Annotated in this window: 23 protein-coding genes and 1 tRNA gene; 9 read left to right on the top strand and 15 right to left on the bottom strand. The window is 39.9% G+C overall.

The features are described 5' to 3' along the window. Positions 1-36: 36 nt before the first annotated feature. Together WH223_RS19385 and WH223_RS19380 are read right to left on the bottom strand one after the other, a co-directional pair. The gene (locus WH223_RS19385) at positions 37-1,497 is read right to left on the bottom strand and encodes an LptF/LptG family permease (RefSeq protein WP_340049522.1); all 1,461 of its coding nucleotides are present in this window, start codon (positions 1,495-1,497) and stop codon (positions 37-39) included. Positions 1,498-1,621: 124 nt separating this feature from the next. Continuing rightward, positions 1,622-1,999, bottom strand: a complete 378-nt coding sequence (locus tag WH223_RS19380) for an START-like domain-containing protein (protein ID WP_340049667.1) — start codon at positions 1,997-1,999, stop codon at positions 1,622-1,624. A 232-nt stretch (positions 2,000-2,231) separates the two neighbouring features. Between WH223_RS19380 and WH223_RS19375 the strand changes: the two genes are divergently transcribed. After that, positions 2,232-2,305 (top strand) — tRNA-Met (locus WH223_RS19375). Between the two features lie 237 nt (positions 2,306-2,542). Here WH223_RS19375 and aqpZ read toward each other — a convergent pair. The 7 genes from aqpZ to WH223_RS19340 form a co-directional block, all read right to left on the bottom strand. Continuing rightward, complete coding sequence (gene aqpZ / locus WH223_RS19370) at positions 2,543-3,253, bottom strand: aquaporin Z (protein WP_340049521.1); 711 nt, start codon at positions 3,251-3,253, stop codon at positions 2,543-2,545. A gap of 390 nt (positions 3,254-3,643) precedes the next feature. Further along, positions 3,644-4,360 carry a superoxide dismutase gene (locus WH223_RS19365; protein WP_340049520.1) on the bottom strand — a complete coding sequence of 239 codons (717 nt, stop codon included), beginning with the start codon at positions 4,358-4,360 and terminating at the stop codon, positions 3,644-3,646. Between the two features lie 27 nt (positions 4,361-4,387). Continuing rightward, positions 4,388-4,909 (bottom strand): c-type cytochrome, encoded by a 522-nt coding sequence (locus WH223_RS19360; RefSeq protein WP_340049519.1) that lies wholly within the window; start codon positions 4,907-4,909, stop codon positions 4,388-4,390. A 62-nt stretch (positions 4,910-4,971) separates the two neighbouring features. Continuing rightward, positions 4,972-5,799, bottom strand: coding sequence for a FixH family protein (locus WH223_RS19355; RefSeq protein ID WP_340049518.1), 828 nt, complete (start codon positions 5,797-5,799; stop codon positions 4,972-4,974). 88 nt (positions 5,800-5,887) lie between these two features. Continuing rightward, complete coding sequence (locus tag WH223_RS19350; protein ID WP_340049517.1) at positions 5,888-6,541, bottom strand: SCO family protein; 654 nt, start codon at positions 6,539-6,541, stop codon at positions 5,888-5,890. A gap of 91 nt (positions 6,542-6,632) precedes the next feature. Then, positions 6,633-7,010, bottom strand: a complete 378-nt coding sequence (locus tag WH223_RS19345; RefSeq protein ID WP_340049516.1) for a hypothetical protein — start codon at positions 7,008-7,010, stop codon at positions 6,633-6,635. 215 nt (positions 7,011-7,225) lie between these two features. Next, complete coding sequence (locus WH223_RS19340; protein WP_340049515.1) at positions 7,226-7,702, bottom strand: hypothetical protein; 477 nt, start codon at positions 7,700-7,702, stop codon at positions 7,226-7,228. A gap of 171 nt (positions 7,703-7,873) precedes the next feature. On the opposite strand from WH223_RS19340, the gene WH223_RS19335 reads away from it, so the two are divergent. The 3 genes from WH223_RS19335 (at position 7,874) to dctA (ending at position 12,480) form a co-directional block, all read left to right on the top strand. Continuing rightward, on the top strand, positions 7,874-8,848 hold the full coding sequence (locus WH223_RS19335) for a hypothetical protein (RefSeq protein WP_340049514.1): 975 nt from the start codon (positions 7,874-7,876) through the stop codon (positions 8,846-8,848). Between the two features lie 421 nt (positions 8,849-9,269). Continuing rightward, entirely contained in the window at positions 9,270-11,111 is a 1,842-nt protein-coding gene (locus WH223_RS19330) for a carbon starvation CstA family protein (RefSeq protein ID WP_340049513.1), read from the top strand. A gap of 91 nt (positions 11,112-11,202) precedes the next feature. Continuing rightward, positions 11,203-12,480, top strand: a complete 1,278-nt coding sequence (gene dctA, locus WH223_RS19325) for a C4-dicarboxylate transporter DctA (protein WP_340049512.1) — start codon at positions 11,203-11,205, stop codon at positions 12,478-12,480. A 49-nt stretch (positions 12,481-12,529) separates the two neighbouring features. Here the strand turns inward: dctA and WH223_RS19320 are convergent, their stop codons facing one another. Further along, entirely contained in the window at positions 12,530-13,117 is a 588-nt protein-coding gene (locus WH223_RS19320) for an NUDIX domain-containing protein (protein ID WP_340049511.1), read from the bottom strand. A 22-nt stretch (positions 13,118-13,139) separates the two neighbouring features. Here WH223_RS19320 and pyrE point away from each other — a divergent pair, with 22 nt between their 5' ends. From pyrE to trxB, 4 genes are all read left to right on the top strand, one after another. Beyond that, positions 13,140-13,784, top strand: coding sequence for an orotate phosphoribosyltransferase (pyrE, locus tag WH223_RS19315; protein WP_340049510.1), 645 nt, complete (start codon positions 13,140-13,142; stop codon positions 13,782-13,784). Between the two features lie 19 nt (positions 13,785-13,803). After that, complete coding sequence (locus WH223_RS19310; RefSeq protein WP_340049509.1) at positions 13,804-14,202, top strand: SRPBCC family protein; 399 nt, start codon at positions 13,804-13,806, stop codon at positions 14,200-14,202. Between the two features lie 238 nt (positions 14,203-14,440). Further along, a complete protein-coding gene (locus WH223_RS19305; RefSeq protein ID WP_340049508.1) occupies positions 14,441-15,373 on the top strand; it encodes an exonuclease domain-containing protein in 933 nt (310 codons plus the stop codon). A gap of 13 nt (positions 15,374-15,386) precedes the next feature. Then, positions 15,387-16,349 (top strand): thioredoxin-disulfide reductase, encoded by a 963-nt coding sequence (gene trxB / locus WH223_RS19300; RefSeq protein WP_340049507.1) that lies wholly within the window; start codon positions 15,387-15,389, stop codon positions 16,347-16,349. A 126-nt stretch (positions 16,350-16,475) separates the two neighbouring features. On the opposite strand, the gene WH223_RS19295 is transcribed toward trxB, so the two are convergent. The 5 genes from WH223_RS19295 to WH223_RS19275 form a co-directional block, all read right to left on the bottom strand. Next, positions 16,476-17,525, bottom strand: a complete 1,050-nt coding sequence (locus WH223_RS19295; protein WP_340049506.1) for a linear amide C-N hydrolase — start codon at positions 17,523-17,525, stop codon at positions 16,476-16,478. 5 nt (positions 17,526-17,530) lie between these two features. Continuing rightward, entirely contained in the window at positions 17,531-17,968 is a 438-nt protein-coding gene (locus tag WH223_RS19290; protein ID WP_340049505.1) for a MepB family protein, read from the bottom strand. A gap of 169 nt (positions 17,969-18,137) precedes the next feature. After that, positions 18,138-20,015 carry a mechanosensitive ion channel family protein gene (locus WH223_RS19285; protein WP_340049504.1) on the bottom strand — a complete coding sequence of 626 codons (1,878 nt, stop codon included), beginning with the start codon at positions 20,013-20,015 and terminating at the stop codon, positions 18,138-18,140. 409 nt (positions 20,016-20,424) lie between these two features. Beyond that, the gene (locus WH223_RS19280; RefSeq protein ID WP_340049503.1) at positions 20,425-22,008 is read right to left on the bottom strand and encodes a hypothetical protein; all 1,584 of its coding nucleotides are present in this window, start codon (positions 22,006-22,008) and stop codon (positions 20,425-20,427) included. A gap of 157 nt (positions 22,009-22,165) precedes the next feature. Next, positions 22,166-23,452, bottom strand: a complete 1,287-nt coding sequence (locus WH223_RS19275) for a citrate synthase (protein ID WP_340049502.1) — start codon at positions 23,450-23,452, stop codon at positions 22,166-22,168. A 284-nt stretch (positions 23,453-23,736) separates the two neighbouring features. Here WH223_RS19275 and WH223_RS19270 point away from each other — a divergent pair, with 284 nt between their 5' ends. Continuing rightward, complete coding sequence (locus tag WH223_RS19270; protein ID WP_340049501.1) at positions 23,737-24,099, top strand: BlaI/MecI/CopY family transcriptional regulator; 363 nt, start codon at positions 23,737-23,739, stop codon at positions 24,097-24,099. The last annotated feature ends 1 nt before the right edge of the window (position 24,100 follow it).

Below are 24,100 nucleotides of genomic sequence, written 5' to 3'. Positions count from 1 at the left end.
TTTTTAATATAATTCGCTTGTCAAATTGCTTCGTTATTAGCTCTGTAGTTTCTTCTTTGGGAATCGACTACTCAACTTTTTCCACAAAGCTTCTAGTTTTATTTTGTACTGATCAATATCAAATAAAGAAGAGTCCGTCGTAGACTTATACGTCAAAAAGGCTGCCAATGGGCTCAATACAATAATAGCCATCCACATCCCTAACACAGGGTCTAAACTGCCGTCTTTGGCCGCTTTCTCGGCCATCGTAGAGATGATGTGGTAAATTAAGAAAAAGATGATGGCAACCACAACAGGTAAGCCCAATCCTCCTTTTCGGATGATAGCCCCCAATGGTGCACCAATGGCAAATAGTAATAAACAGGAAACCGCTAACGTAAACTTACGGTGAAACTCGATATTATAACGGATATCCTTTTCTACATAGGCCTGGTATTCGGGTTCTTTTGTAGCGTAGATACTATTTAATTGTTGAATTTGTCCTAGCGCGTTACTTACGGTATTACGTTGTTGGTCTTTGGGTACATAGTCCGCTAAGAAATCCGTAAATGGCTTCGTCTTAACAGATTTAACGCTGTCGACGTGGTAATATGGAGCCAAGAAATAAATGTAGTTTTTGGTCTCCATGGCGATGGAGCGACCAACACTATCTTGTATCACCCTGTTGGAGTCTGTGTAGAGCTTCAGCTGGCGTAAGTTCAGCATGGCATGGTGAGAACGGAAAGCATTCTCGTCGGTACGCTTCATCTGGAAGGCTGCCATATCAAACTTTTGCTCCGTTTCTTTAAAACGGAAACGGGTAAATTGCTGTCTAGGGTCGTAACGCTTCGCATTGCGAACGCGTGACTCTTCATAACGAACGCCATCGTTCAAGCGTAGAATCATGTAGTTGTTGTCAGCCGAATTATGGATGAAACCCTCTTTTGCTAATAACACATTATTCGCCGAGCTTCCCGAACGGTGATCATAAATCATTAAATCGTATAGCTTGGTGCCGTCCTTACTTTTTGATTTCGCACGGATGGAATAACCAGGTATCGTATTGTTGAAAATACCAGCCTTGATTAAGAAGTCTGCTTTTTTGTTGCGTACATCCCATAGTAAGGAACCCATCTTTAGGTTAACTACCGGAAGGATATAATCGGAGAATAAAAAGGAACCTCCCGCAAATATTGCAACCAACACCACTAAAGGCATCATCGCTTTACGTAAGGAATAACCTGCCGCCTTAATAGCGACGAGCTCATAACTTTCGCCTAGGTTTCCGAAAGTCATGATCGATGATAGCAACATTGAAAGGGGTAAAGCCATAGATAGCTGAACAGCACACTGATAGCCTACAAGTTCCAATATCATGTAAGCATCAAAGCCCTTACCGATTAAATCATCGATATACTTAAATAAAAAAAGCATTAAAAGGACAAACATCACGATACAGAAACATACCACGAAAGGCCTTATAAATGCTTGTAGAATTAATAAGTGTATCTTTTTCATACGAATTCCTGACTCCCTGAGGAATATCCTCCTAAAATTTGTGTCGCAAAGATACTATATTTTTCTGTAAGTGCGGATTTGGAAAGTGATAAAGAACCGTTAAAAAAGGTGTTGAAAAGGGCGCCTAAGCGCCAATTACACTTTGCAAATAACCAACGGAGTTGTCCCAAATCTTTTTGCGATCTTCCAAATTGTCCGGCTTAACATAATCCGTAATCGATAAAGCTACGTCATTAGTTAACTCGTCTTGGATAATCTCAATTTCGAAATAGTAAGGCTCATCATCTAGCCATTTGAAACGAACGGACTTATTTTCCTTCTGCGCAACCAACTTCGCTCGGTTAGCTTCATCATCCCAGATGAATTCATAAACGCCTTCTCTATAATTCACGTCATCGGCAAACCATTGTGATAAAGCATTGGGTTCCTGAATAAAGGGATACAAAATCCTAGGAGAGGAGTTGATAATGTATTCTAAATGTATTTTAACTTTTTCTTCCATAGAACTTTTTACTTGGTTAATAATTAATACACAGAACTCTTGATTTCTGTAAGTATACACTTTTATTTTGTTATTAAGTGTATATTGCATATAAATATTTTTACGCTATTTTTTTTGAAATTTATCGCCTTAAAAATGAATAGATTGCCGTTTTTTTACCCCTAGGGAAGACGAAAAGTTATTTTTTTTCTTGGCATGTAACAGTTTCTTGCTATATTTGCATCATCAAAACGGCGGGGTAGCTCAGATGGTTAGAGCGCAGGATTCATAACCCTGAGGTCGGCAGTTCGATCCTGCTCCCCGCTACTACAAAAGCTTCAAGATTTCTTGAGGCTTTTTTTATGCCTTTAAAGGTCTGTAAAGGCTATAATTACCCTATATTTCAGGTTTATTTAGGCGCGGCTTCAGCATTGTAATTCGTGAGGTATCGGGTGATACTCGCCGTTGTTAGACCGTTCTGTGATCTTTTTTATTTTTTTTGTATAAATAAAAGCGTCGATCTTTATTTTCTAGATAAAGACCGACGCTTTGTTATTTGTAGAATTATGCCTCTTGGCTATCCTTTTGCAGGAGGTATTTATAAATAATACCACCTACAATAGCGCCTAGAATCGGTGCTACCCAAAAAAGCCATAACTGTGATAAGGCCTGTCCACCAACAAATAAAGCTTGCGAGGTAGAGCGTGCAGGGTTTACCGACGTATTTGTAATCGGTATCGATATCAGGTGAATTAATGTTAATGCTAGACCTATAGCTATTCCCGCAAACTTGCCATTAGCATATTTATCCGTTGCACCGAGGATAACAATAAGGAAAAATGCTGTGAGGACAAACTCTGCTAAGAAGGCTGCAAATAGGCTGTAGCTACGACCATGGTAGCCCGGCATATCGTAGAAATTGGTGGCAAAGGCGCCGGCCCCTTCTCTCGAAAAAGCATCAGCACCATTGAGGATACTGTACAAAATTGCAGCAGCAGCAATAGCACCTAGCACCTGAGAAATGATGTAGGGAAGTAGCTCTTTGGCTGAAAAACGACCGCCAGCGAATAGACCGAATGAGACGGCAGGGTTAAAATGTCCGCCTGAAATATGCCCTACCGCATAAGCCATCGTTAAAACCGTTAAACCAAAAGCAAGGGCTACGCCGAGAAGGCCTATTCCGATGTCAGGTACGCCAGCTGCAAACACAGCACTACCACATCCGCCAAAAACTAGCCAAAAGGTTCCGAAGAACTCTGCGAAATATCTTTTCATAAAATTAAATTAGTTGATTTCCTCCCTCAAAAAATGTGCTAATTAATTAGTTTTCAGTGGGCTAGGTGGTGTTTTTTTTGTGTACTTACGTGTCGTTTGTTTTTATTTTATTGTTTTTCAGTTGTTTATGATTTCTAGGTGTATATAATCCTGTGAAAATAAATTACATATTAGGTTTTTTTCTTTATGATTTGGGGATATGGGCCGTCCTAAAAATGGATGCTGTTGTTATTTTTTGACGACAGTAACCTGTTGAATCTATGGGGGTAAGGGTCCGCATAGACTCTATTAAAAAAAATGATAGCTCATAAGAAGGCCCCAAAAAGTTACTAACTTTTTGGGGCCTATATGCTATTTTTTGGAATCTCGTTTTTAACTATCTTGTGCTAGTTAGACGAATCGTGCACTTACTTGATCCCAGTTAACGATATCCCACCAACTTTTGATGTAGTCAGCTCTTTTATTCTGGTATTTTAGGTAGTAAGCATGTTCCCATACATCAAGGCATAACAAAGGCGTTCCTTTAAACGTTGATACATCCATTAGTGGATTGTCTTGGTTAGGCGTGCTACCAATTTTTAGTTTTCCACCATCAGCTACCAACCAAGCCCATCCAGAACCAAACTGTCCTGTTGCTGCTTTGCCAAACTGGTCTTTAAAAGCATCCAAAGAACCGAAATCCTTCGTGATGGCAGCTAGCAATTTACCTTTAGGCGCATTGTTGGCTGTCGGTTTTTGTAAGATTGACCAAAACATTTCGTGATTATAAGCACCACCACCGTTGTTACGGATTTTCTTAGAGTATTTAGAAATCTCAGCAAATAATGCTTTCGGATTTGCGGCTTTGATACCTTCTTCTTGGATAGCTTCATTTGCATTTTTCACGTAAGCACTATAATGACGTTCATAGTGTATTTGCATGGTTTCTGCATCGATGGATGGCTCCAACGCATTGAATGCGTAAGGTAACTTAACAAAGTCGAAATTCAACGCCGCCGCGGATTCTGTAGTTAAAAAATCCATTGCTTTAGCCTGACTAAAGAATAAGGCTCCAGCCGTAATGCCTAGGCTGTTTTTGACAAATGTTCTTCTACTTGAGTTTTTCATTGTAGTTTTCGTTTTGTTGACTATTGTTTATTTGCTGTCCTCCTGTTTTAAGTAGGCTAAGACAGCTTTAGCCTCGTCTTCAGATAAGCCCATACTCACCATAGTGTTTTCGTATTGAGCTTTTAAGGCGATGGCATCTTTATCTTTTTCGAGCATCTCGGCACTATTTAGGATCATGTTTAAGATCCATTCTGATGTTCTTCGTGTAGTCACTCCCTGTAATGCAGGGCCTAATTTTTCTTCTTTTAGTTCATGACACATAGAACACTTTACTATAAATAGCTTGTTCCCCCGGTCTGCTTGTGCTTGGTCAAAGGCGGGTGCTACAAAATTTTTGATAGGCCCAATTCCTTTATTACCATTTGTAGGTGCTTGTGGCTTCTCTATTTGCTCAGGCTCCTCTTTTTTATGGAAAGATATGGATTTTTTTTCTTTTGGTTCAGGATTTCCACAGGCAATTAGTAATAATAAGCATATACTTATCAATAGCATATTTTTCATGACGTTATTTTTTTTAAAATGAGTCCCTGTTTGTTTGAGGAGGCTCATGGAGTTTATTTTTGGTTTTAAAATAAGTGTACCTCTTTTTCGACAATTAGTGAGCTTTTGTTTTAAATGACCTGTATTGGGAAAATAAGTTCCTCCTCTACGGCTTTATTCCCATTTTTGAAGAGACGCACCTTAATCTGCCACAAGCCAGGCATGCTCAGGTTGATGGTGCCTTGATAATGACCTTCTCCACGACCTTGGGCAGGCTCATTGTTTGATGACCCATGTCCCATATCAGGCATGAAAGGCTCGACTTCTAAACTGTAGCCGTCAAGCGGTGGGAAATTGTGTTGTTCAATTTTATGAAGCGTGAAGTCTACCTTCTGTATGCCTGCTGTAGTCTTTTGCGGTAATATACAGCTCACAAAGAAGCGTCCATCCTCCAAGCTGTTAACAGCTGTTGTGCGCAGGTTAGGTGCTTTATGTACTTGAAGCGGTATACTAATACTATCTTTTTTGTTGATTACGCCCTCGAATAACCAGCCTTTGCCCATACCTTCCATATTAGCCATGATAAAAACGACCTCTGCCTTAAATAGTCCATTACCTAACTTAACGATAGGCGCGTAAGGACCACCGTGAGACATCATGCCCATATCCATCCGCATGCTGTAGGATAACTCTTTGTTTTCGAGTGGTTTGCCTGTAGAGTCTTTGATCTGTATATAAAGCGTCTCATTTTTATCAAGCAAGCTGTCTTGTGCTAAGATATTAATCTGATAAGGCCCTGACAGGGTGTCTTTAAGTAGGATAAGATTCTTTAAGTCTGGAGCGTCATCTGCATTGGTCGTCGTAGAAGAGGGCTGCTGGCAGCCGCCGAAATTAACGACAAGAAAAGAAAATAGAAAAAGTTGTAATCCGAAGAGGATCGGTTGTTGTATGTATTTCATAGTTATTTTGTTGTAGCTCGTTTTCTAATCGAAAAAGCTGTTTTAATAGGGTGTGCTGCGCTAACGTTATATCTATCTATTGTGGATGCTAGTCTTCGGTGAGTAGTTTGCGTATGTCTTGAATAGCTTGTAGGGCATCTTCCGCTTTTGTGCCATCATAAACGCCACGCACGCGTCCTTGTTTATCGACGAGTGTAAAGGCTCCGCTATGATCAAATCCGCCAGGAACATCATTGTTAACTTGGGCATAAGAGAAGTACCCCGCTTTACCTGCAATATGATAAATGGCCTCTTGTGGGCCATGTAAGAAACGCCAGTTGCTCGGTGCACCTAATTTTTCTGCATATTCATGAAGAACAGCTGGGCTGTCATACTTTTCATCAATGGTGTGTGATAAAATGAGTACTTGGGGTTCTTGTTCAAACTCTTGCGCAATAGCGAGCATATTTTTTGATAAAATAGGACATATTGTCGGACAACGCGTAAAGAAGAAATCTGCTAAATAGATTTTGCCTTTCACCTCTGCTTGGCTTATCCACAGGCTGTCTTGATCCATAAATTTGAACGGCGGAATGGTATGATATATCGTGTCGATAACTGATTCACCATCTTTTAGCATCATTTTGGTATCTCTATCTCCGAGAATAGGAAGCGTTGCTTTTTCTTTATTAGGCTGGCAAGCCGCTATAAATAATAGTAGTAAACAGTAGCCGAAGCCCTGTTTTAGTCTTTGAAGATTCATAAATATCTTAGCTATCCACAAAATAGATTTGTGAAAATGTGAATTGTAAACTTGTTAATTCGGGTTTTTATTCCCGTAAGCAAAAGGATAGCTAAGCAATGGGGGGCTGGAAAAGAGTCGTGGTAAAGCCGTCACAGCAGGCTTGCTGCTTGGCAGGAGTAGGGAAGAGAAGGATATCGCTTTCTGCCATCCAGTGAAGCGCCAGATGAAGGTTTTCCTGTGGAAGGCTTAGAAAAGAATATTCGTTTATTTTTAGGGATGTTTTCTCTGTGTCCGTTTCTTTAAGCGTTCTTAACTGCTTCACCAAGATACACTCACCCTTGCAGGTATTGACTTTTTCATAGCGCAGGATACATAGATTTTTAGCCAGATAATTACGGTTTTTGTAAAAACTAGCCAATACCCAAGCAGCACCAAAACTTTGGCTGAGTAGGCATAAGGCTAGTATATAAACAGTAAACGCTTTCATTGTTAAAAGAGCAATTAGGAGGTTTTATAACTCCTACTGACTACAACAAAGTTATTTGTTTTTTAAGTGTATCGATTTCAATAAAGGGGCTGTTTATTTAGCTTTTTGAACTAGCAACAGGAGGGAAGGCTGCCTAGCGTGGGAGATATTTTTTAAATCTTCTTGTGCCGAGAACTAAAGCGCGGCACAAGAAGATTATTCTTTAATAAAAAAGACTAACGGATGAAGAAGTTCAAGGGCAAATTGATGTTAATAGATCCCGTAAAACCGTCTATCTTCTTGAAGTTAGATTTCTCGTTGATATTTATTCCGTAGCCTAATCCTATATCCAACATAGACATTAAGCTGATACCTACTTTAGGCGTAACGGTATAAGGTGTGATTTCTGCTTTTACAAAAGGCCAAATACCCGCATTAGAAAGGTAGTATGTAACGCCTACCTCAGGAATAACAGTAGTTCCCTTTTTCATCCAAGTGAAGTTGGCTCCGGCATCAATCTTTACGTATTGATGGTCATTAGGAGCGAAGAGTCCCCAGCCCGATGCTTTAACAAAGCTTCCTTTTTGGTATTGATAACCAATAGAAGGACCCCATATCCATGAACTACCTTTTTGTGGTTCAACAGTTGACTCTTGTGCAAAGGCACCAAGCCCCATGCCAAGGCAAACAATAGTGATAAAAAGTTTCTTCATAGTCGTCATATTATAGCATACTAAATTACGATATATAATTATAATCTTCGTCAGCGCAATGTCTTTGCTGAGCGCTTGAGCAGCATAAAGCCCTTAAGCATTAATATAAAGTTAATATTTAGACGTTTTGTTTTTTTGTTACTTTTGATTACTAATCAAAACATTAACAATATGAAAGGTAGCCCGAAAAATTCGCCAATAAAGGTGCTTGTTTTTTTTCTATGCATTAGTTTTTATAGCTTTCAAGCACATGCTCAGTTCGGCAAACTTGGAGACCTTGTAAACCAAAATGTCGGTAAGGTGCTCAATAGCTCACAACTCAAGATGCTTAAAAGTACACCAATCACCACCAACTTCGACGACTGTGATCAGAAAAATATCCTTCCGATGGATTTCGGTAAAGATTCTGTGCGTAAACAGCTTTGCGATATAAAGTTGGCATATGTGTCGACAACCGGATTTAAACTTCAAGCGGGATTCTATAGCGGTACTTTCAAAAGTTTTTGCTTGCAAGCAGGAACATATGGCCCTTCTAAAGGTGATGCTTATCTATTTGCTCCACTTTTAGGACCTAAAGAGAAGACCGTGAAAACGATGATAGCCAATTGGGCAAATCATCCTGAGATTGAGCAGCGTGACGTGCAAATGTTGATATGGGCAATTTTGGCAAAGACAAATTTCTCAAAAATGTCTAGAGAGCTGCAAGCTACTGCTGCCGTTCTGCTGAGTACAAAAGATCTTAGTAGTTTGAGTAGCTCCATTGTCGATTACCTAAGCGGTGAAGCTTTAGAGTCCATTACAGCCAATTTACCCGAACCAGCAAAGTCTGTAGTAGAGTTGGAAAACAAAATTCGTGGCGTGATGACGAGCGCAAACATTAGCTATAAAGATGTCGAGAGTTTAGCGATGTTGGCTGGTTTTGCACCTATCAACGACAACTTCCCACGTGGCGTATGGAGTCGTCATCCAAAAGGCTATTATATTAAATACCTACCTAGCGGTTATGCCAGCACTACGGTAGAGATATATGTACCGAAAGAGATTGGAGCTATCGATTTCCAACCTGTAGGAGAGGTGGCGGTACCCGCATCACGCGGTTCGCAACGATTAGGGCAGTCGAGCATACTCGTCTGCGAAAAGAAATAAAACTAAATACGGCTACTTGAAAAAGTAGCCGTATTTGTATACATACCCCATATATACCTTTTAAGCTAGCTGTATAATCTAAATTATGTGCTAAATGCTGATGTGATTAAACCTATTGAAAGACAGTTGTTTGGATGTTGGTGTTTTGAATAGTATATTAGATAACCATATTTAAACATAGATAACACTGTTGAGACCATCGTATTTACGATTAATGCGCGAATAGTTGCATAGGAGTCATTGTAGATAGTTAATCGTCTTATAGGAGTAATTGCAAACTGTTATTTTAATTTATTTTTCTATTAAGGATTTATTTATTAATATTTTTTATTAATTTGCTCGCATTATAACCTAAATATGGTTTTTAGAACCGACTAAGTACTGATAATCGCCCTTAAACCATCATTTAACATTGATAGATATGGAATTTTTGAACGGAATTAATGCGTTAACATTGGTCTTTGTGGCCTTGTTACTTTTTGCAATTGCCTATCGGATATATGGCATCTTTATGGCGAGTAAAGTGCTGCGGCTGAATGCTGCACATAAAACGCCGGCTGTAGAATTTGCTGACGGCCATGATTATGTACCTACAAATAAAGGCGTTCTGTTTGGGCACCATTTTGCCGCTATTGCTGCTGCAGGACCATTGGTAGGGCCTGTGCTTGCGGCACAGTTCGGGTATTTACCGGGAACTTTGTGGATTTTAATAGGTTGTGTTTTGGCAGGAGGCGTACACGATATGGTTGTTCTTTTTGCATCTGTGCGCCATAAAGGAGAAAGCCTAGCCAGTATAGCAAGTAAAGAAATTGGGCCTACTACAGGAGCTATTGCCGGTATCGCTGTGCTGTTCATTCTTATATTAACCTTAGCCGGATTATCCTTAGCTTGTATAAGTGCGATGCATGAGGCTTCTTGGTCCTTGTTTACGGTGATTATCACGATGCCAATTGCTATTATCATGGGCTTAATTATGCGTTATCGCAAAAACTCGGTAACCTTGGCGAGCCTTTTAGGAGGTGTGTTGCTAATTGCAGGTATCATTGGTGGGCATAACCTTATGCAGTATGAATACCTGAATAACCTTTTCCACTGGAAAGTAGAAACCATTTCTATTGCCATTGCGGTATATGGTTTCTTAGCGTCCGTATTGCCAATATGGTTATTGTTGGTGCCTAGAGATTACTTATCTACGTATTTAAAAATAGGTACTATTCTAATGCTTGCCGTGGGTATTGTCTTTGTACACCCTACGCTAGAGATGCCTGCACTAACGCCGTTCATTCATGGTGGTGGCCCCGTGATTGGTGGGCCTGTATTGCCTTTTATCTTTATTGTAATTGCTTGTGGTGCTATTTCTGGTTTTCACGCCGTGATTGCAACTGGAACGACACCAAAGATGCTAGCCAACGAAAAGGAAATATTGTTTGTAGGCTATGGAGCGATGCTAGTCGAAGGTTTTGTAGCCTTGATGGCTCTTATTGCTGCCTGCACCTTGATGCCGGGTGATTATTTCGCTATTAACACCCCTGTAGCAGCTTATGAAAGTTTTATTGCGGCAAATCCACACCTGCATACTGTCGATCTGCAACATTTTATTGATCGTATCGGTGTTGATTTACATGGACGTACTGGCGGTGCTGTTTCCTTAGCCGTAGGGATGGCGCATATTTTTGATAAGATTCCTTTTATGGATGATGTAATGGCCTATTGGTACAATTTTGCAATCATGTTTGAGGCTGTTTTTATTTTGACGGCAATTGATGCAGGGACACGTGTAGGTCGTTTTTTCCTACAAGAAATGTTAGGTGGTGTTATACCCGCTTTCCGCAACAAAAATTGGTTGCCAGGCGTTTTGATTGCTAGTTTTCTTTTTACCTTTTCTTGGGGGTATTTGGTTTATACAGGCAATGTAAGCAGTATATGGCCTTTGTTTGGGATTAGTAATCAGCTGCTTGCCGCCTGTGGCCTCATTGTGTGTACGACCATGCTGATACGTTTGAATCGTGGTAAGTATGCTTTATGTGCGGCAATTCCTGGTGTTTTTATGGCTATTATAACCTTCTGGGCTGGCTATGTGCAGGTGGTCGATATGTACCTGCCACAAAAGCAATATTTACTGGCTTCTTTAGCCATGCTGGCAATGGTGCTTATGCTTATTGTTTTCGTTGGAGCTTTTCGAAAATGGTATCAGCTGCTGCACATGAAAGCCACGCATACGGACTTTTATGGCGAAACCGTAAAAGAAATCGTGGAACGCTAAGCACAAAATTTCTTCAATTTATAGCTAATTTCTATATGAAGCATCAATAGCCGCTTGGCTATTGATGCTAATTTTAATTTAACCTAATACTATGAAATCTATTTTCAAAAGCCTCTATTTTCAAGTCATTGTAGGGATTCTGCTCGGGGTGTTCTTAGGTGTCTACTATCCGGATTTTGCGATTAAGCTAAAGCCGCTAGGTGATGGCTTTATAAAACTCATAAAGATGGTTATCGCACCGCTGATTTTCAGTTCTATTGTAATCGGTATTGCGGGGATGCAAGATGTGAAAAAAGTAGGTAGAATTGGAGCTACGGCTATTATCTACTTTGAAATAATGACCACCATAGCACTCGTTATAGGGCTTGTGTTTATCAATTGGATTGCTCCAGGTACAGGTATGCATATTGATCCGGCAACCCTGGACGGCGCTGCGGTGCAGCACTATGTCAAAGAAGCGGCGCATACCAATACGGTGGATTTTATATTGGGAATAATTCCGGAGAATGTGATTGCTGCCGTTGCATCAGACAATCTACTCCAGGTTTTAGTATTCGCAGTACTTTTTGGAATTGGACTTACAAAAATTGGTGTTAAAGCCTCTGAACCGGTCATCAATGTATTACAGAGTTTCCTAAATGGCATTTTTGCCGTTATCAAGATGATTATGTATTTGGCACCTATCGGTGCGATGGGCGCCATGGGCTTCACCATTGGTAAGTATGGTGTCGAAACGTTGTCGTCATTAGGACTCCTGATGCTTAGTTTTTACTTAACCTGTATCTTCTTCATCCTTTTTGTATTGGGTGCCGTTTTACATTTTTATGTTCGTGTGAATGTCTTTAAACTACTAGGCTACATAAAAGAAGAACTGCTCATCGTGTTAGGTACTTCCTCGTCAGAGTCTGCCTTGCCCGGAATTATGCGCAAGCTTGAGACGTTAGGCTGCTCAAAGCCTGTCGTCGGCTTGGTCATCCCTACGGGCTATTCTTTTAACCTAGATGGTACTTGCATTTACCTTACCATGGCCGCCGTATTTATTTCACAGGCCTTAGATATGCATCTTACTTTGCAGCAGGAAGTGGTATTGCTCTTGGTGCTGTTGTTAACCTCCAAGGGTGCAGCAGGGGTTACGGGTAGTGGTTTTATCACGCTGGCAGCTACTTTGCCTGTGGTGGGGCATGTGCCTGTGGAAGCTGTGGCTTTGGTGCTAGGGATAGATCGGTTTATGTCGGAGGCGCGTGCCTTGACCAATATTATTGGAAATACAACGGCTACGCTCGTGGTTGCTAAATATGAAGGTGCTTTAGACACGGATATGCTGGAAGCGCAACTTGCTGGAAACGGCTTAAAAAAATTACGCGAGTAGTATACATAAAATGCCCTCACCAGTATAAAAAGGTGAGGGCATTTTATCTTTATTTGATATGCTTTAAGATATCAGCAATCAATGGGTATGTATTTTCCTGAATTGGCGCAAGCTCATTTTTGTCTATCCAACGTGCTTCGGTAATATCTTCTTCCAGCTGTGGAATAAGTTTAGGCACCTTATTTACCCCCATGTCATACCAGTTCGTTTGTTTGATAACAAGCTTACCGCGCATAAGGTAGGTGTGGTAGGTAGAAACTAACTTTGGACCTAGGTAGTTTATCTTGATGCCACATTCTTCCTCCACTTCACGCACTGCAGCTTCTTTCATTTTTTCATTTTCCTCCACTTTACCCTTTGGAAGATCCCATTTTCCAAGTCGATGGATGAAAAGATAATGGCCATCTCCATTTTTTACAAGACCACCAGCAGCTTTAATAATGTTTACCTTTTGTAACAATTCCCTGAAGCGTTCTTCAATTTGTGGCCCTACGTACAAATAGGTCGTGGGTACGCTACTTTTGTTCGTAGACGCTTGGAAAAGTTTTTCTATTTCAATATCTTGTAAACCAATTGTTTGTGTGTTTTTGGTTTTTTTTGGAACAAAATCAGCTAAAATTAGCTGAGATTCGTTCATATAAATTTTATAAATTTGCGCCATGAATAATTTAAATGAGGTTGAACAAAAAATTGCTGAATCTTTATTGCAAATTAAAGCAATAAAATTACAACCTAAAAACCCTTTTACATGGGCGTCTGGTTGGAAGTCTCCAATCTATTGTGATAATCGTATTACTTTGTCGCATCCTGCTATTCGAACCTACATTCGTCAACAGCTTGCTCAAATGATTCAAGAAGTCTATGGATCGGTTGAGATGATCTCAGGCGTGGCTACAGCAGGGATACCTCAAGGTGTATTGGTCGCTCAAGATTTAGGCGTTCCTTTCACTTATGTACGTAGCAGTGCGAAAGGTCATGGTCGTCAAAACCTGATTGAAGGCGAAATTAATAGCGGACAGCGTGTCGTTGTTATTGAAGACTTAGTATCTACGGGAAAAAGCAGCTTACAGGCCGTTGAGGCATTGCGTGAAGCAGGTTGTAATGTAGTTGGTTTAGTTTCCATCTTTACCTATGGTTTTGATGAGGCTGTTAAGAACTTTGCAGATGCTAAATGTAGCTTCCATAGTCTTTGTTCTTACGATGCTTTAATCAAAGTTGCGGTAAGCAATAGCTATATTCTAGAGTCTGAGGTAGATTTATTAGAGCAATGGCGCAAAGATCCAAGTAATTGGACAGGTAAATAAAAATCATTATCTTCGTTATATGGCAGTATTTCAAAATAGTGTAACGCTTCATAAACCCCTAGCGGAGGTTTATGCTTTCTTAGCGGATTTAAATAATCATGAGCAGTTAATGCCGGATAATATTTATAACTGGACATCTACTGCGGATGAGGCTCGCTTCACCATTCAGAATATGGCTAAGTTGGCACTTAAAGTGAGTCAGCGCATAGAAAATGAAGAAATCGTTTGTATTCCCGCAGAGGAAGCACCTTTTGCTGTCACCTTACGGTGGAAAGTTGAAGAGCCTGAAGCAGGACAAACAAAAGCAACGTTCATAATTGATGCAGAGCTCAATATGATGATGAAGATGTTGGCTTCTGGACCTTTACAAAAACAGGTCGACCACCAACTCAACACATTAAAAGAGAAATTAGCTTAATTTTTATAACAAAAGGGTTCTGATGAAGAACCCTTTTTTATTGATATCTCTCTCCGTGGATGTCGGTTAATTTAACCAGCCTATTTTTTCCTAACTTATATTTTATTGTAGAAAGGTCATGATGATGTCTAGATAGACTATTATCCTAGGAATAGTGTCAATTATTTACGCGAGAGACGAGAAGACGGAAAGAGTTTTGTACTTTTGTTCGACAAGTTTTAAACAACTGAATTATCACATGGAATTACACTTAAAACGTCCTTTGGCTTTCTTTGATTTGGAAACTACAGGAGTAAATATTTCTACAGATCGTATTGTAGAGATAGCTATACTAAAAGTATTACCAAGCGGGGAAGAACAAGTCTTGACAATGCGCATAAACCCTGAAAGACCGATTCCTGTTGAATCATCTATGTTTCACGGCATTTATGACGAGGATATCAAAGATGTAGAAACTTTCAAACAAAGAGCGCAAGAAGTAGCTGATTTTATTGGAGACGCTGATTTGGCAGGATACAACTCTAATAAATTCGATATTCCAATGTTGATGGAAGAATTTATTCGTGCAGGTAACAGTTTCTCCTTGGAGGGACGTTCTTTTGTCGATGTACAGAATATTTTCCACCAAATGGAGCAACGTACGTTAAAAGCAGCTTACAAATTCTATTGTAACGAGAGTTTAGAAAATGCACATACTGCAGAGGCTGATGTACGTGCTACGTACTACGTTTTGAAAGCGCAGCTTTCGAAATATGATGATGTAGCCTACGAAGATAAACATGGCAATGTGAGTAAGCCCGTTGTGAATGACGTAGAAGCCCTACATAAGTTTACCAACTTAAGTAATCCTGTAGATTTTGCAGGTCGCTTGGTATTTGATGCTGATGGCGATCCTACTATTAATTTTGGTAAACATAAGGGACGTAAAGTTACAGAGGTATTTGATGTAGAGCCAAGTTATTATGCGTGGATGCAGAACGGTGATTTCCCTTTGTACACAAAAAGAGTATTGGAAACCCTGTGGACAGCGCATCGAGCGAAAAAGAAAGAAAGTCAACAACAAGAACGAAAAGCGGCTGTTAAGCCTCAACAAGATACTAAACCAAAAGCCCCTTCAAAGCCAATCACAACAGATATGTTGAAAGGCCTACAAGGTAAATTTGGAAAATAATACGGATAAAGAAATGAGTAATCAAACAGAAATGGAGCACTTACAGTGCCTTATTATTGGTTCGGGACCTGCAGGATATACTGCGGCAATTTATGCGGCACGTGCAGATTTGAAACCTGTTGTATATACAGGTATTGTTCCCGGCGGTCAGTTGACACAAACTACCGAAGTAGATAACTTCCCTGGCTACCCGCAAGGAATTACGGGTCCTATTATGATGGAAGATCTTAAAACGCAAGCGGAACGTTTTGGTACCGATGTGCGTTTTGGTTATGCTACAAAAGTAGAGTTTGCTACTGATGGTGGCGTGCATAAAGTAGAAATCGACGGTAAGAAATGGGTGAGCGCTGAAACAGTGATCATCGCAACAGGAGCTACCGCGAAATGGTTGGGTCTACCTTCAGAAGAGAAATATAACGGATTTGGCGTATCAGCATGTGCGGTATGTGATGGATTTTTCTTCAAAGGGCAAGATGTAGCTATCGTTGGTGCTGGAGATACGGCAGCAGAAGAGGCTACTTACTTAGCAAAGCTATGTAAGAAAGTATATATGCTTGTGCGTAAGGACGAGTTTAGAGCTTCTAAAGCAATGGTACACCGTGTTCAAAATACGGCTAACATCGAGGTTTTATTTAATACAGAAACGGAAGAGATTTTAGGTAATGAGCAAGGCGTAAATGCTGTGCGCGTTTTGAATAGCCAAACGAAAGAAACACGTACACTTGATGTAACAGGTTTCTTCGTTGCTATCGGCCATAAGCCAAACACAGAATTGTTCCAAAATGTATTGGATATGGATGAAACAGGCTATTTGATTACTAAATCAGACAGTACAGCTACGAATATCCCTGGGGTATTTGCATGTGGCGACGTACAAGACCATATCTACCGCCAAGCAATTACAGCGGCAGGTACAGGATGTATGGCGGCGCTTGAAGCTGAACGCTACTTAGCAGCAAAAGAAAGCGGAGAATAATCACGCTATAGATACTATTAAAATAGAAAAGCTAGCTCGATTGCATATCGAGCTAGCTTTTTTTATAGCCTGAATTTACCGCTCCTTCGGAGAATAAATTCAGGCAAGTGGACTTTTCTGGATGAATTAAAGACCTAAAAATGCAAAAGCTTTTGTTTTCACAAATTGAGAAGAAGTCTCCCCATTATAGGTTTTAAAGTTGCCTAAATCTAGCTTGTAGATGTTGCTTGGATTTGATAAATCAAACTTCTTCAAGTCTACCCAAAAAGTATTAGGTGTCAACACGGTCTCAAAAAAGTATGTTAGGTTTTTATGATCCGATACAGAGCGCCATCTCGTCGATGAAATATTAGGCTCTGTCTCCGAAGAGATACCAAAAGGAACAGAAGCATTACGTATAACACTGAACACACTCGCTATAGCTTCACGTGCATTATCCGTTTGTGGGATTGCCTGAATGTAGTAGGACGCACGTGCAAAGCGATCTGCCGCACGGTTCGTGCCTGGAAGCATAATAGTGCCAGGAATGCTTTCCCAATATTTACTAATAGCAAGCTGCTGATCGAATACCGGTGAATTCGTCATTACTGTATAAGTAGGGGCGTGGTGGATCACGAGTTTACCATCGATATATTCGAAGATAGCATTGTCACCAGTAGCATCTGATAAGGACAAGTGTAACGTCGTGAATTTATCCGTGCCTGGAATTTCACTAGATACAATAGCAAATTCTTCCTTCTTTAATTGGTCAACAGCCTCTTGTACCGTTGCAAAGTTGTCTAATACATACTGAGCCCATAGTGCAATAGAAAGACCTGCCTTGCTACCATTTTTCACAAATTTAGGGTAGGTAGATTCGGCAAGCCACAACACGTTGCTTACTAATCCTTTTTCATTCAAGCCGTCGGCCGTTGCAATATCCCAAGCTGTAGCTACAACACTGCCATACTTCGCTTTCCACTTGATAGACGTACTGCCTACTTCCCCATTACGTTCAATGCCACGGGGTAAAACCCAAATGTTGGCCGCAATCTCATCTTTCCAGTCCATAGATCGGGCGGTGATGATGGTGTTGTTTGGACCTTTGTAAACAACGCGTGTACAAGCGTTCGAAATGCTATTGCTATAGCTCGCGAATAGTAGGGTTAGTGTTGCAAATAAACCTAGTTTTTTCATGTTTGTTAATTTAACGGTGCTAATAATTGACTTATTTTTAAAAGATTCGTTTCATTTGTATGGGCTACTGTTATGAAGTAACCGCATTGCCATGTTTGTGTTTTCTTTGCCTGCAAGCTCTGTGGTATATCCCAATCCGGATAAACACGGAAGCCACGTTTTCCTTCTTTAGTATGTGTACTGACAATTGCTTGCTCGACTAATAGATTTTTTGAGAAGAAAAAGAAACCTACCTGTTTCTCAAACTCCACTTCAATGATGCAACAATCAAAGTCATCATTTGTGTGATAGGGGATGGAAATTCCTGCTAAATTTCTTTTCCAGAGTGTTACAAATAGGCCATTCTTCTTAGGCGTTACCTTAGCCTTACGGTATTTTAGGATACCATGCTCGAGTTTAATAGTTAAACCGTCATAATCGCTAGCGAGCGAATCCGGTTCCATTGTTATAATTTTTAAACCTAGCTTATCAAAAAATAATGCGGTTTGCTGATTCAGATGGGGGTTCATACTTTATTTCTCTTACGGGCAATATAGTGAAATAGATTATGGTTCTTTAAACCATCTAGCCTTGGTTTTCCACATGAGGTCGTGAAAAACCAAGGTTGGTTGTTTATTGTTGAATATCTTTATCCTCCGCTGTCGATGGTGGAGGCGTTTTTTTTTCCTTTTGCAATACTTCGTCTGGCGGGAGGATTGTTCTGAAATGTGGCGACATTAACTCAATGCCTCGCTCGTGGAATACATCTTGAATATGGTTGCGTAAATCGGCCAATATACCAGCCTTCTTAACAACATTTGCGATGTAGATATTGATTTCATATGTGGCGTAGAAATCTGCTAGATTTTGTTGGAAGATAAATGGCTGCGGCTGCTTCAGGACTAATTTTGTGCGTCGCGCAGCCTCTAGTAGTGCTGATTCTGCATCTTTCCAAGATACTTCATAGCCCACATCTGCAGTGGTATAGATAATAAGACCTTCTTCTTGGCTATAGCGCGAATAGTTTGTCGTATTTCCTGATAGTACAGTAGAATTAGGGATTGTTATTTCTTCATTTTTTACGGTTTTCAAGCGTGTCACAAGCATTGTCTTTTCCGTTACAACACCTACTAAATCTCCAATTCTAATTTGGTCACCAATTTGGAATGGGCGCATATAGGTGATAACTAGTCCAGATACCATATTCGAAATCGCATTGGAAGAACCAAACGAGAATATCAAACCAATGAACACTGACACTCCTTTAAATACGCTAGAGTCGGAACCCGGTAGATAGGGGAACATCAAAATGAACATAAAGGCGTAAAGAAGCAGCTTGACCAGATTGAAGGTTGGAATAGACCAATCGGTATGGAATCCCGTAACAACTAATTTACCCATTTCAATCTCGCGAAAGATGTATTTTACGAAACGTATAAAGTAGCGCATCACAATGAAGATGACGATAAGGGTAAATAGGTTCGGTAGAAAGTCCCAGATAGATTTGAAAATAGACTTGAAGGGTGACCAAATAAGCTCAAATAAGCGGGTAGCCCAGTCTTGTGTAAAAGGGAAGATGCTAAATACCAAAGGCAATAGTAGGTACAGCAGAATTAAAATAAAGAGCCATTTAAGCCCTTTTATAGCCGTATAAATTAAGCCTAAAACCTGCTTGCTGCTCAGAATGACGTATTCGCGATACATGAACTTGTTCAGTCGGTTTCGCTGCTGTGTTACTTTTAGTTTAGCTTTCTGCGATAGCTTGTGGATCGACCAAATGAGGAAACAGATGATGGAAACAACCAAAAGGACTAGACCTATTCGGACAAGAAGCTTGCTCAAGCTGTTTTCTTGTCGATGATAATCAATACGGTCCTTAATGATTTTAACATAGTTGTCTGCAAGCTCTTCCTTACTTTTATCAAACCATAAAGCATCCATATCATTGACACTCATTAAAATCATTTCATCGTAGCTGATATCTAAGGAGTTCTCCCAGCTCACAATTTTGATAGAATCGGGTTTGTAGAAATCGTCTTCGTAGAGTTTCGTTATCTTTTCTGCTATGGCATTAGCGCGGCCTTTTGCTTTTAGGGCACCTACTTTAGTATAAATGGTGAAGAGGGTGTCTTGCAATAATATCACCGGATAGCCTTTTTCGGTGAGTTTCATCTTTTCGATGGTTGCTCTAGACTTATTTTTTGCGGTAAGCTGTGCTTCTTCAATGCCTTTTAGTTGCTGAAGGAGTTTGTCTCTTTTTATTTTTTCATTTTCCTTAACCTGGCTGAGCTGCTCTTCAAGCTCCGCTTTCTTTAGGGAATCTAACAACTTATTTTGTTGAGTTTTTTCCAACAAGTTCGTTAGCTCATCACTTTTTGTCTGTACTGTATCGCTGATTACGGGCTTTTCTTGCGCAAAGAGTAAAGATGAAAAGCAAAGAAAAGAAACTATAAATAGGACTTTTACGTATTTATATTTCTTTGTTCTTAATGCAAATTGATCTTTTGTCATAATGCTTATTTTCTGGTTAAAAGATGGCTGAATATACCTGTTTTTTTACTCATTTAGTACCCTTAGTTTTTTTATCTGTAACAACGGTCGTTGTCGAATGGAAATAGTCTATACGTAAAATATGATGGGGCTAATTTATTCCCGAGGAACGAGGGGGAACCTAAGAGGGATAATAAATTAGGAGTGCTAAAGTTAGCACTCCTAAATAATTTTAAGCAGGGGAATCTAATTGTTTTAAGCGTATTTCTTCGCTCGATAATGCCCTAAGGAAGCTTTGCTTGTTGAAACTACTATTCTTAGCTAAAGCATCTGCCAAAGACCGGTAATATCCGATGCCCTGTCCGAGTTCTGTTTTAAATTGTTTGATATATTTATGGCTCTTCGCTGTATCTACTGCCGTTTCTATATATTACTTTAAGTAGTCTACGTAAAGTTTCAATTCGTTGATAAATATATTTTCACGGTTATTTCTTAGCGTAATCTGCTTGCGCCCATAGATATGGTCTACCATTTCCTTTAAAGAGTATACCTTATCAAAATAGGCTAGATTTGGACCTGGGCATATGGATACGGCAAGATTCTCTCGGCTTTTCTGGATACCATACTGCAAGTAGGCAGATGTCGCCAAACCTTGGCATAAGCATGTTTTTTCGACTATTTTAGCATATTGCTGCGCATGTTCATGTTTGGGTAGGTTTTTAGCGTCCAGTTCTTTTAGTTTAAGGTGCTGATAAACGCGCGAAGCGGTACAAAGGGGTTCCTCCCCAAATTCAGTATTGGAGACTAAATATTTTTTGTCGCATGGGCTGCCAGGACGTCCCTTCTCAATACGCTCCAATCGTTTTTGTTCGGCGCTACTCTGGAGGAAATTATTAAAAGGTATGCCTAGCGGCGATGATCCACTCAGGTAGAAGTCGTCCTGCTTAGCGTTTGTAAGTGCTTTTAATGTTTCGGTGTCTACCGTTGTTGCTTCAGGTACCAGCAAGAAAGGAGAGCCCCAGCCTGTGCCATCAAATTCATAATGATCACATAGAAACTCTTGTTCATCGGCAGTGCCAATGCCTCCTTGGACCGTAAATCGTAATGACATCGCTTGTGGTACCGTTTTTCCCGCTTCACGTAAAGCGTCAAGGTAGAGCTTAAATAGCTCTTGGTATAAATCGTTCTTTTTGTGCTTGAACTCCTCAAGTATCGGTCCTAGCAAGAGCCCTTCGGTTGCAAAAGCATGCCCTCCACAGTTTAACCCCGATTCCACGCGAAACTCAGTTACCCAGATTCCTTTTTTTGCTAGGTATTTTGCTTGGATAGCTGCTGATCGGTAATCGGAAACTTTAAGGATAATATTCTTTTGTGTTTTCCCCGTAGCATCAGGAAAGAAACAATCAAAGGTGCTTAGGTATTGATATAGACGAGGGTTCATTCCTGCCGATAGCACCAGGGAAGAAGATAATTTTGATTGCGCAAAGCCACGTAAGGCAGCCAAGGCATCGGAGAATGTCTCCGGGCGCATATTTCCTTCTTTATCTACGTTTAGCTTGTCTACTTTCGACATGATATTAATGTCGATAGATCCAGCTTCTACAGCCTCGCGTAGCTCCTGTTCTAGTTGCTGCTTGTTGCTTTGGTCGGTCGTTTGAAGCATCCGCTGATAAGCTAACTTTAAAGGGTTTTTATCCGCCAGCAGTTCGAAATATTTCGTTAAATCGGTGCTTAGGTTGAACGTTTCATTTTTTAATCGTTGAATTTGTTGACCTACAAGGTCATGGACAAGATTTAGATAGGCGGTGATACGATTAGCACGTGCATCTTCATCGTGCTTCCCTATGGCTAAATAAGGAATTTGATGGGCTTGCGCATAGTAATGGCGAACACGTTCAATCAATTCATCATCCACCACCGACAATACAGAAGATATACCAAATTGGGCTACTTTAAGCGGTGAGTCGATGGAAAATGCGAGTCCTAAAACGGGGATGTGGAAAGCGTGTTTCATAATGTTGTTTGTACGTTACGAAATACGTGATAATTAGGTGATTATTAAGTAAGGGGAGTAGGTGAAAAAAAATGATTGATGTCATTTTGTGAAAATGTAAGCAAAAAAAAATCCCCGAAGTAATCACTTCGGGGATGTGCTAAGCGTGTACCGCTTATTATCTTTTGTCGATGTCTACATATGGACGCGTTGGAGCGCCAATGTATACTTGTCTTGGACGACCAATCGGCTCTTTGTTATCACGCATTTCTTTCCATTGCGCAATCCATCCTGGAAGACGGCCTAACGCGAAAAGAACGGTAAACATATCCGAATCGAATCCTAATGCACGGTAGATGATACCTGAGTAAAAATCTACGTTAGGGTACAATTTACGGTCGATGAAATATTGATCACTCAAAGCTGCTGCTTCTAATTTTTTAGCGATATCTAAAACTGGATCATTAACACCTAAGCTTTCTAAGATGTCATCACATGCTTTTTTGATGATTTTAGCACGTGGATCGAAGTTTTTGTATACACGGTGACCAAATCCCATTAAACGGAAAGGGTCATTTTTGTCTTTAGCTTTTGCTAAATATTTCTCCGCGTCACCACCATCATTTTTGATGGCTTCTAACATTTCGATAACTGCTTGGTTGGCACCACCATGTAATGGACCCCATAATGCGTTGATACCCGCTGAAATTGAAGCGTATAAGTTTGCATTTGATGAACCTACGATACGAACAGTAGAAGTAGAACAGTTTTGTTCGTGGTCAGCGTGAAGAATTAATAGTTTGTGCATAGCACGAACTACCACAGGATCAAGCGTAGTTTCGCCTGTTACTTCACCGAAGATCATGGTTAAGAAGTTCTCGATGTAACCCAAGTTGTTTTTAGGATAAACAATAGGGTGACCCAATGATTTCTTTTGAATCCAAGAAACGATAGTAGGCATTTTACCTAAAATGTTAGTAATCGTCTTGTCTTCTTCTTCTTTTGTTTGATTAGGGTTTAACGACTCAGGATAGAAGGCAGATAATGCACCTACTAAACAAGAAAGTTGACCCATAGGGTGAGATTTAGATGGGAAACCTGTGAAGAAATTTTTCATATCCTCATGAATCATCATCTGTTTCTTGATATCCGTACGGAATTTCTCTAAAACGTCTTTCGAAGGAAGGTCACCATAAATTAATAAATAGGCAACTTCTAGAAAAGTAGACTTTTCAGCTAGTTCTTCGATAGAATAACCACGGTGGTGTAAAATACCGTGCTCACCATCTAAAAACGTAATTGCACTTTGCGTGGCTCCCGTGTTTTTAAAACCTGGGTCCAACGTAATATATCCTGATTGATCTCTTAATTTAGAGATATCAATGGCTTTTTCACTTTCGGTTCCTACAATGACAGGAAATTCGTAAGAAGTACCATCTAAGTTTATTGTTGCTTTATCCGACATACTTAAATCTTGACTTATTTATACAAATGTATAAAAAAACACGATAAAAAGCCAGTATTCAGTAGATTAAAAAAACATGAAATCGTCATAATTGGATTGTTAATTAGTGCTTTGTCTGTCTCTAAAATAAAGGGAAAACGTTTTCGTAAATGGAACTTTAGTGCTTGATTTTTACCACGCTAGAAATTGTATTTCTTTTTTTTTAGTTAAAAAAAGTAAAAAGTTTTTTGATGTCTACGAAAAATTCGTAATATTGTAAAGAGTTACAAACTAAATCATTAATAATGGAAAAGTTGACGATACAAGAAGAGGATGCTATGTTATCCATATGGCAATTGCAAGGTGGTTTTGTGAAAGAGGTGTTGGATAATCTTAAAGGAGAGAAGCCTCCCTATACAACCTTAGCGTCTACCATAAAAAATTTGGAACGTAAGGGCTTCGTTAAGTCCGTTAAATATGCGAATGCGAAACGTTATGAGCCTACTATTTCGGAACAAGAGTATACGGCAAAGTTTATGAACGGCTTTGTTGACGATTATTTCCGGAATTCATATAAAGAGATGGTTTCCTTTTTTGTGAAGGAAGAAAAACTCTCCAAAAAAGAATTGGCAGAGATTATGGATATGATTAAAAACGAAAAATCTTAAC

This window comes from Sphingobacterium sp. MYb382 (genome assembly GCF_037572665.1).
Lineage (GTDB): Bacteria > Bacteroidota > Bacteroidia > Sphingobacteriales > Sphingobacteriaceae > Sphingobacterium.
Note: the sequence above shows the minus strand (reverse complement) of the source record. Positions and strands in the feature narration are given on the sequence as shown.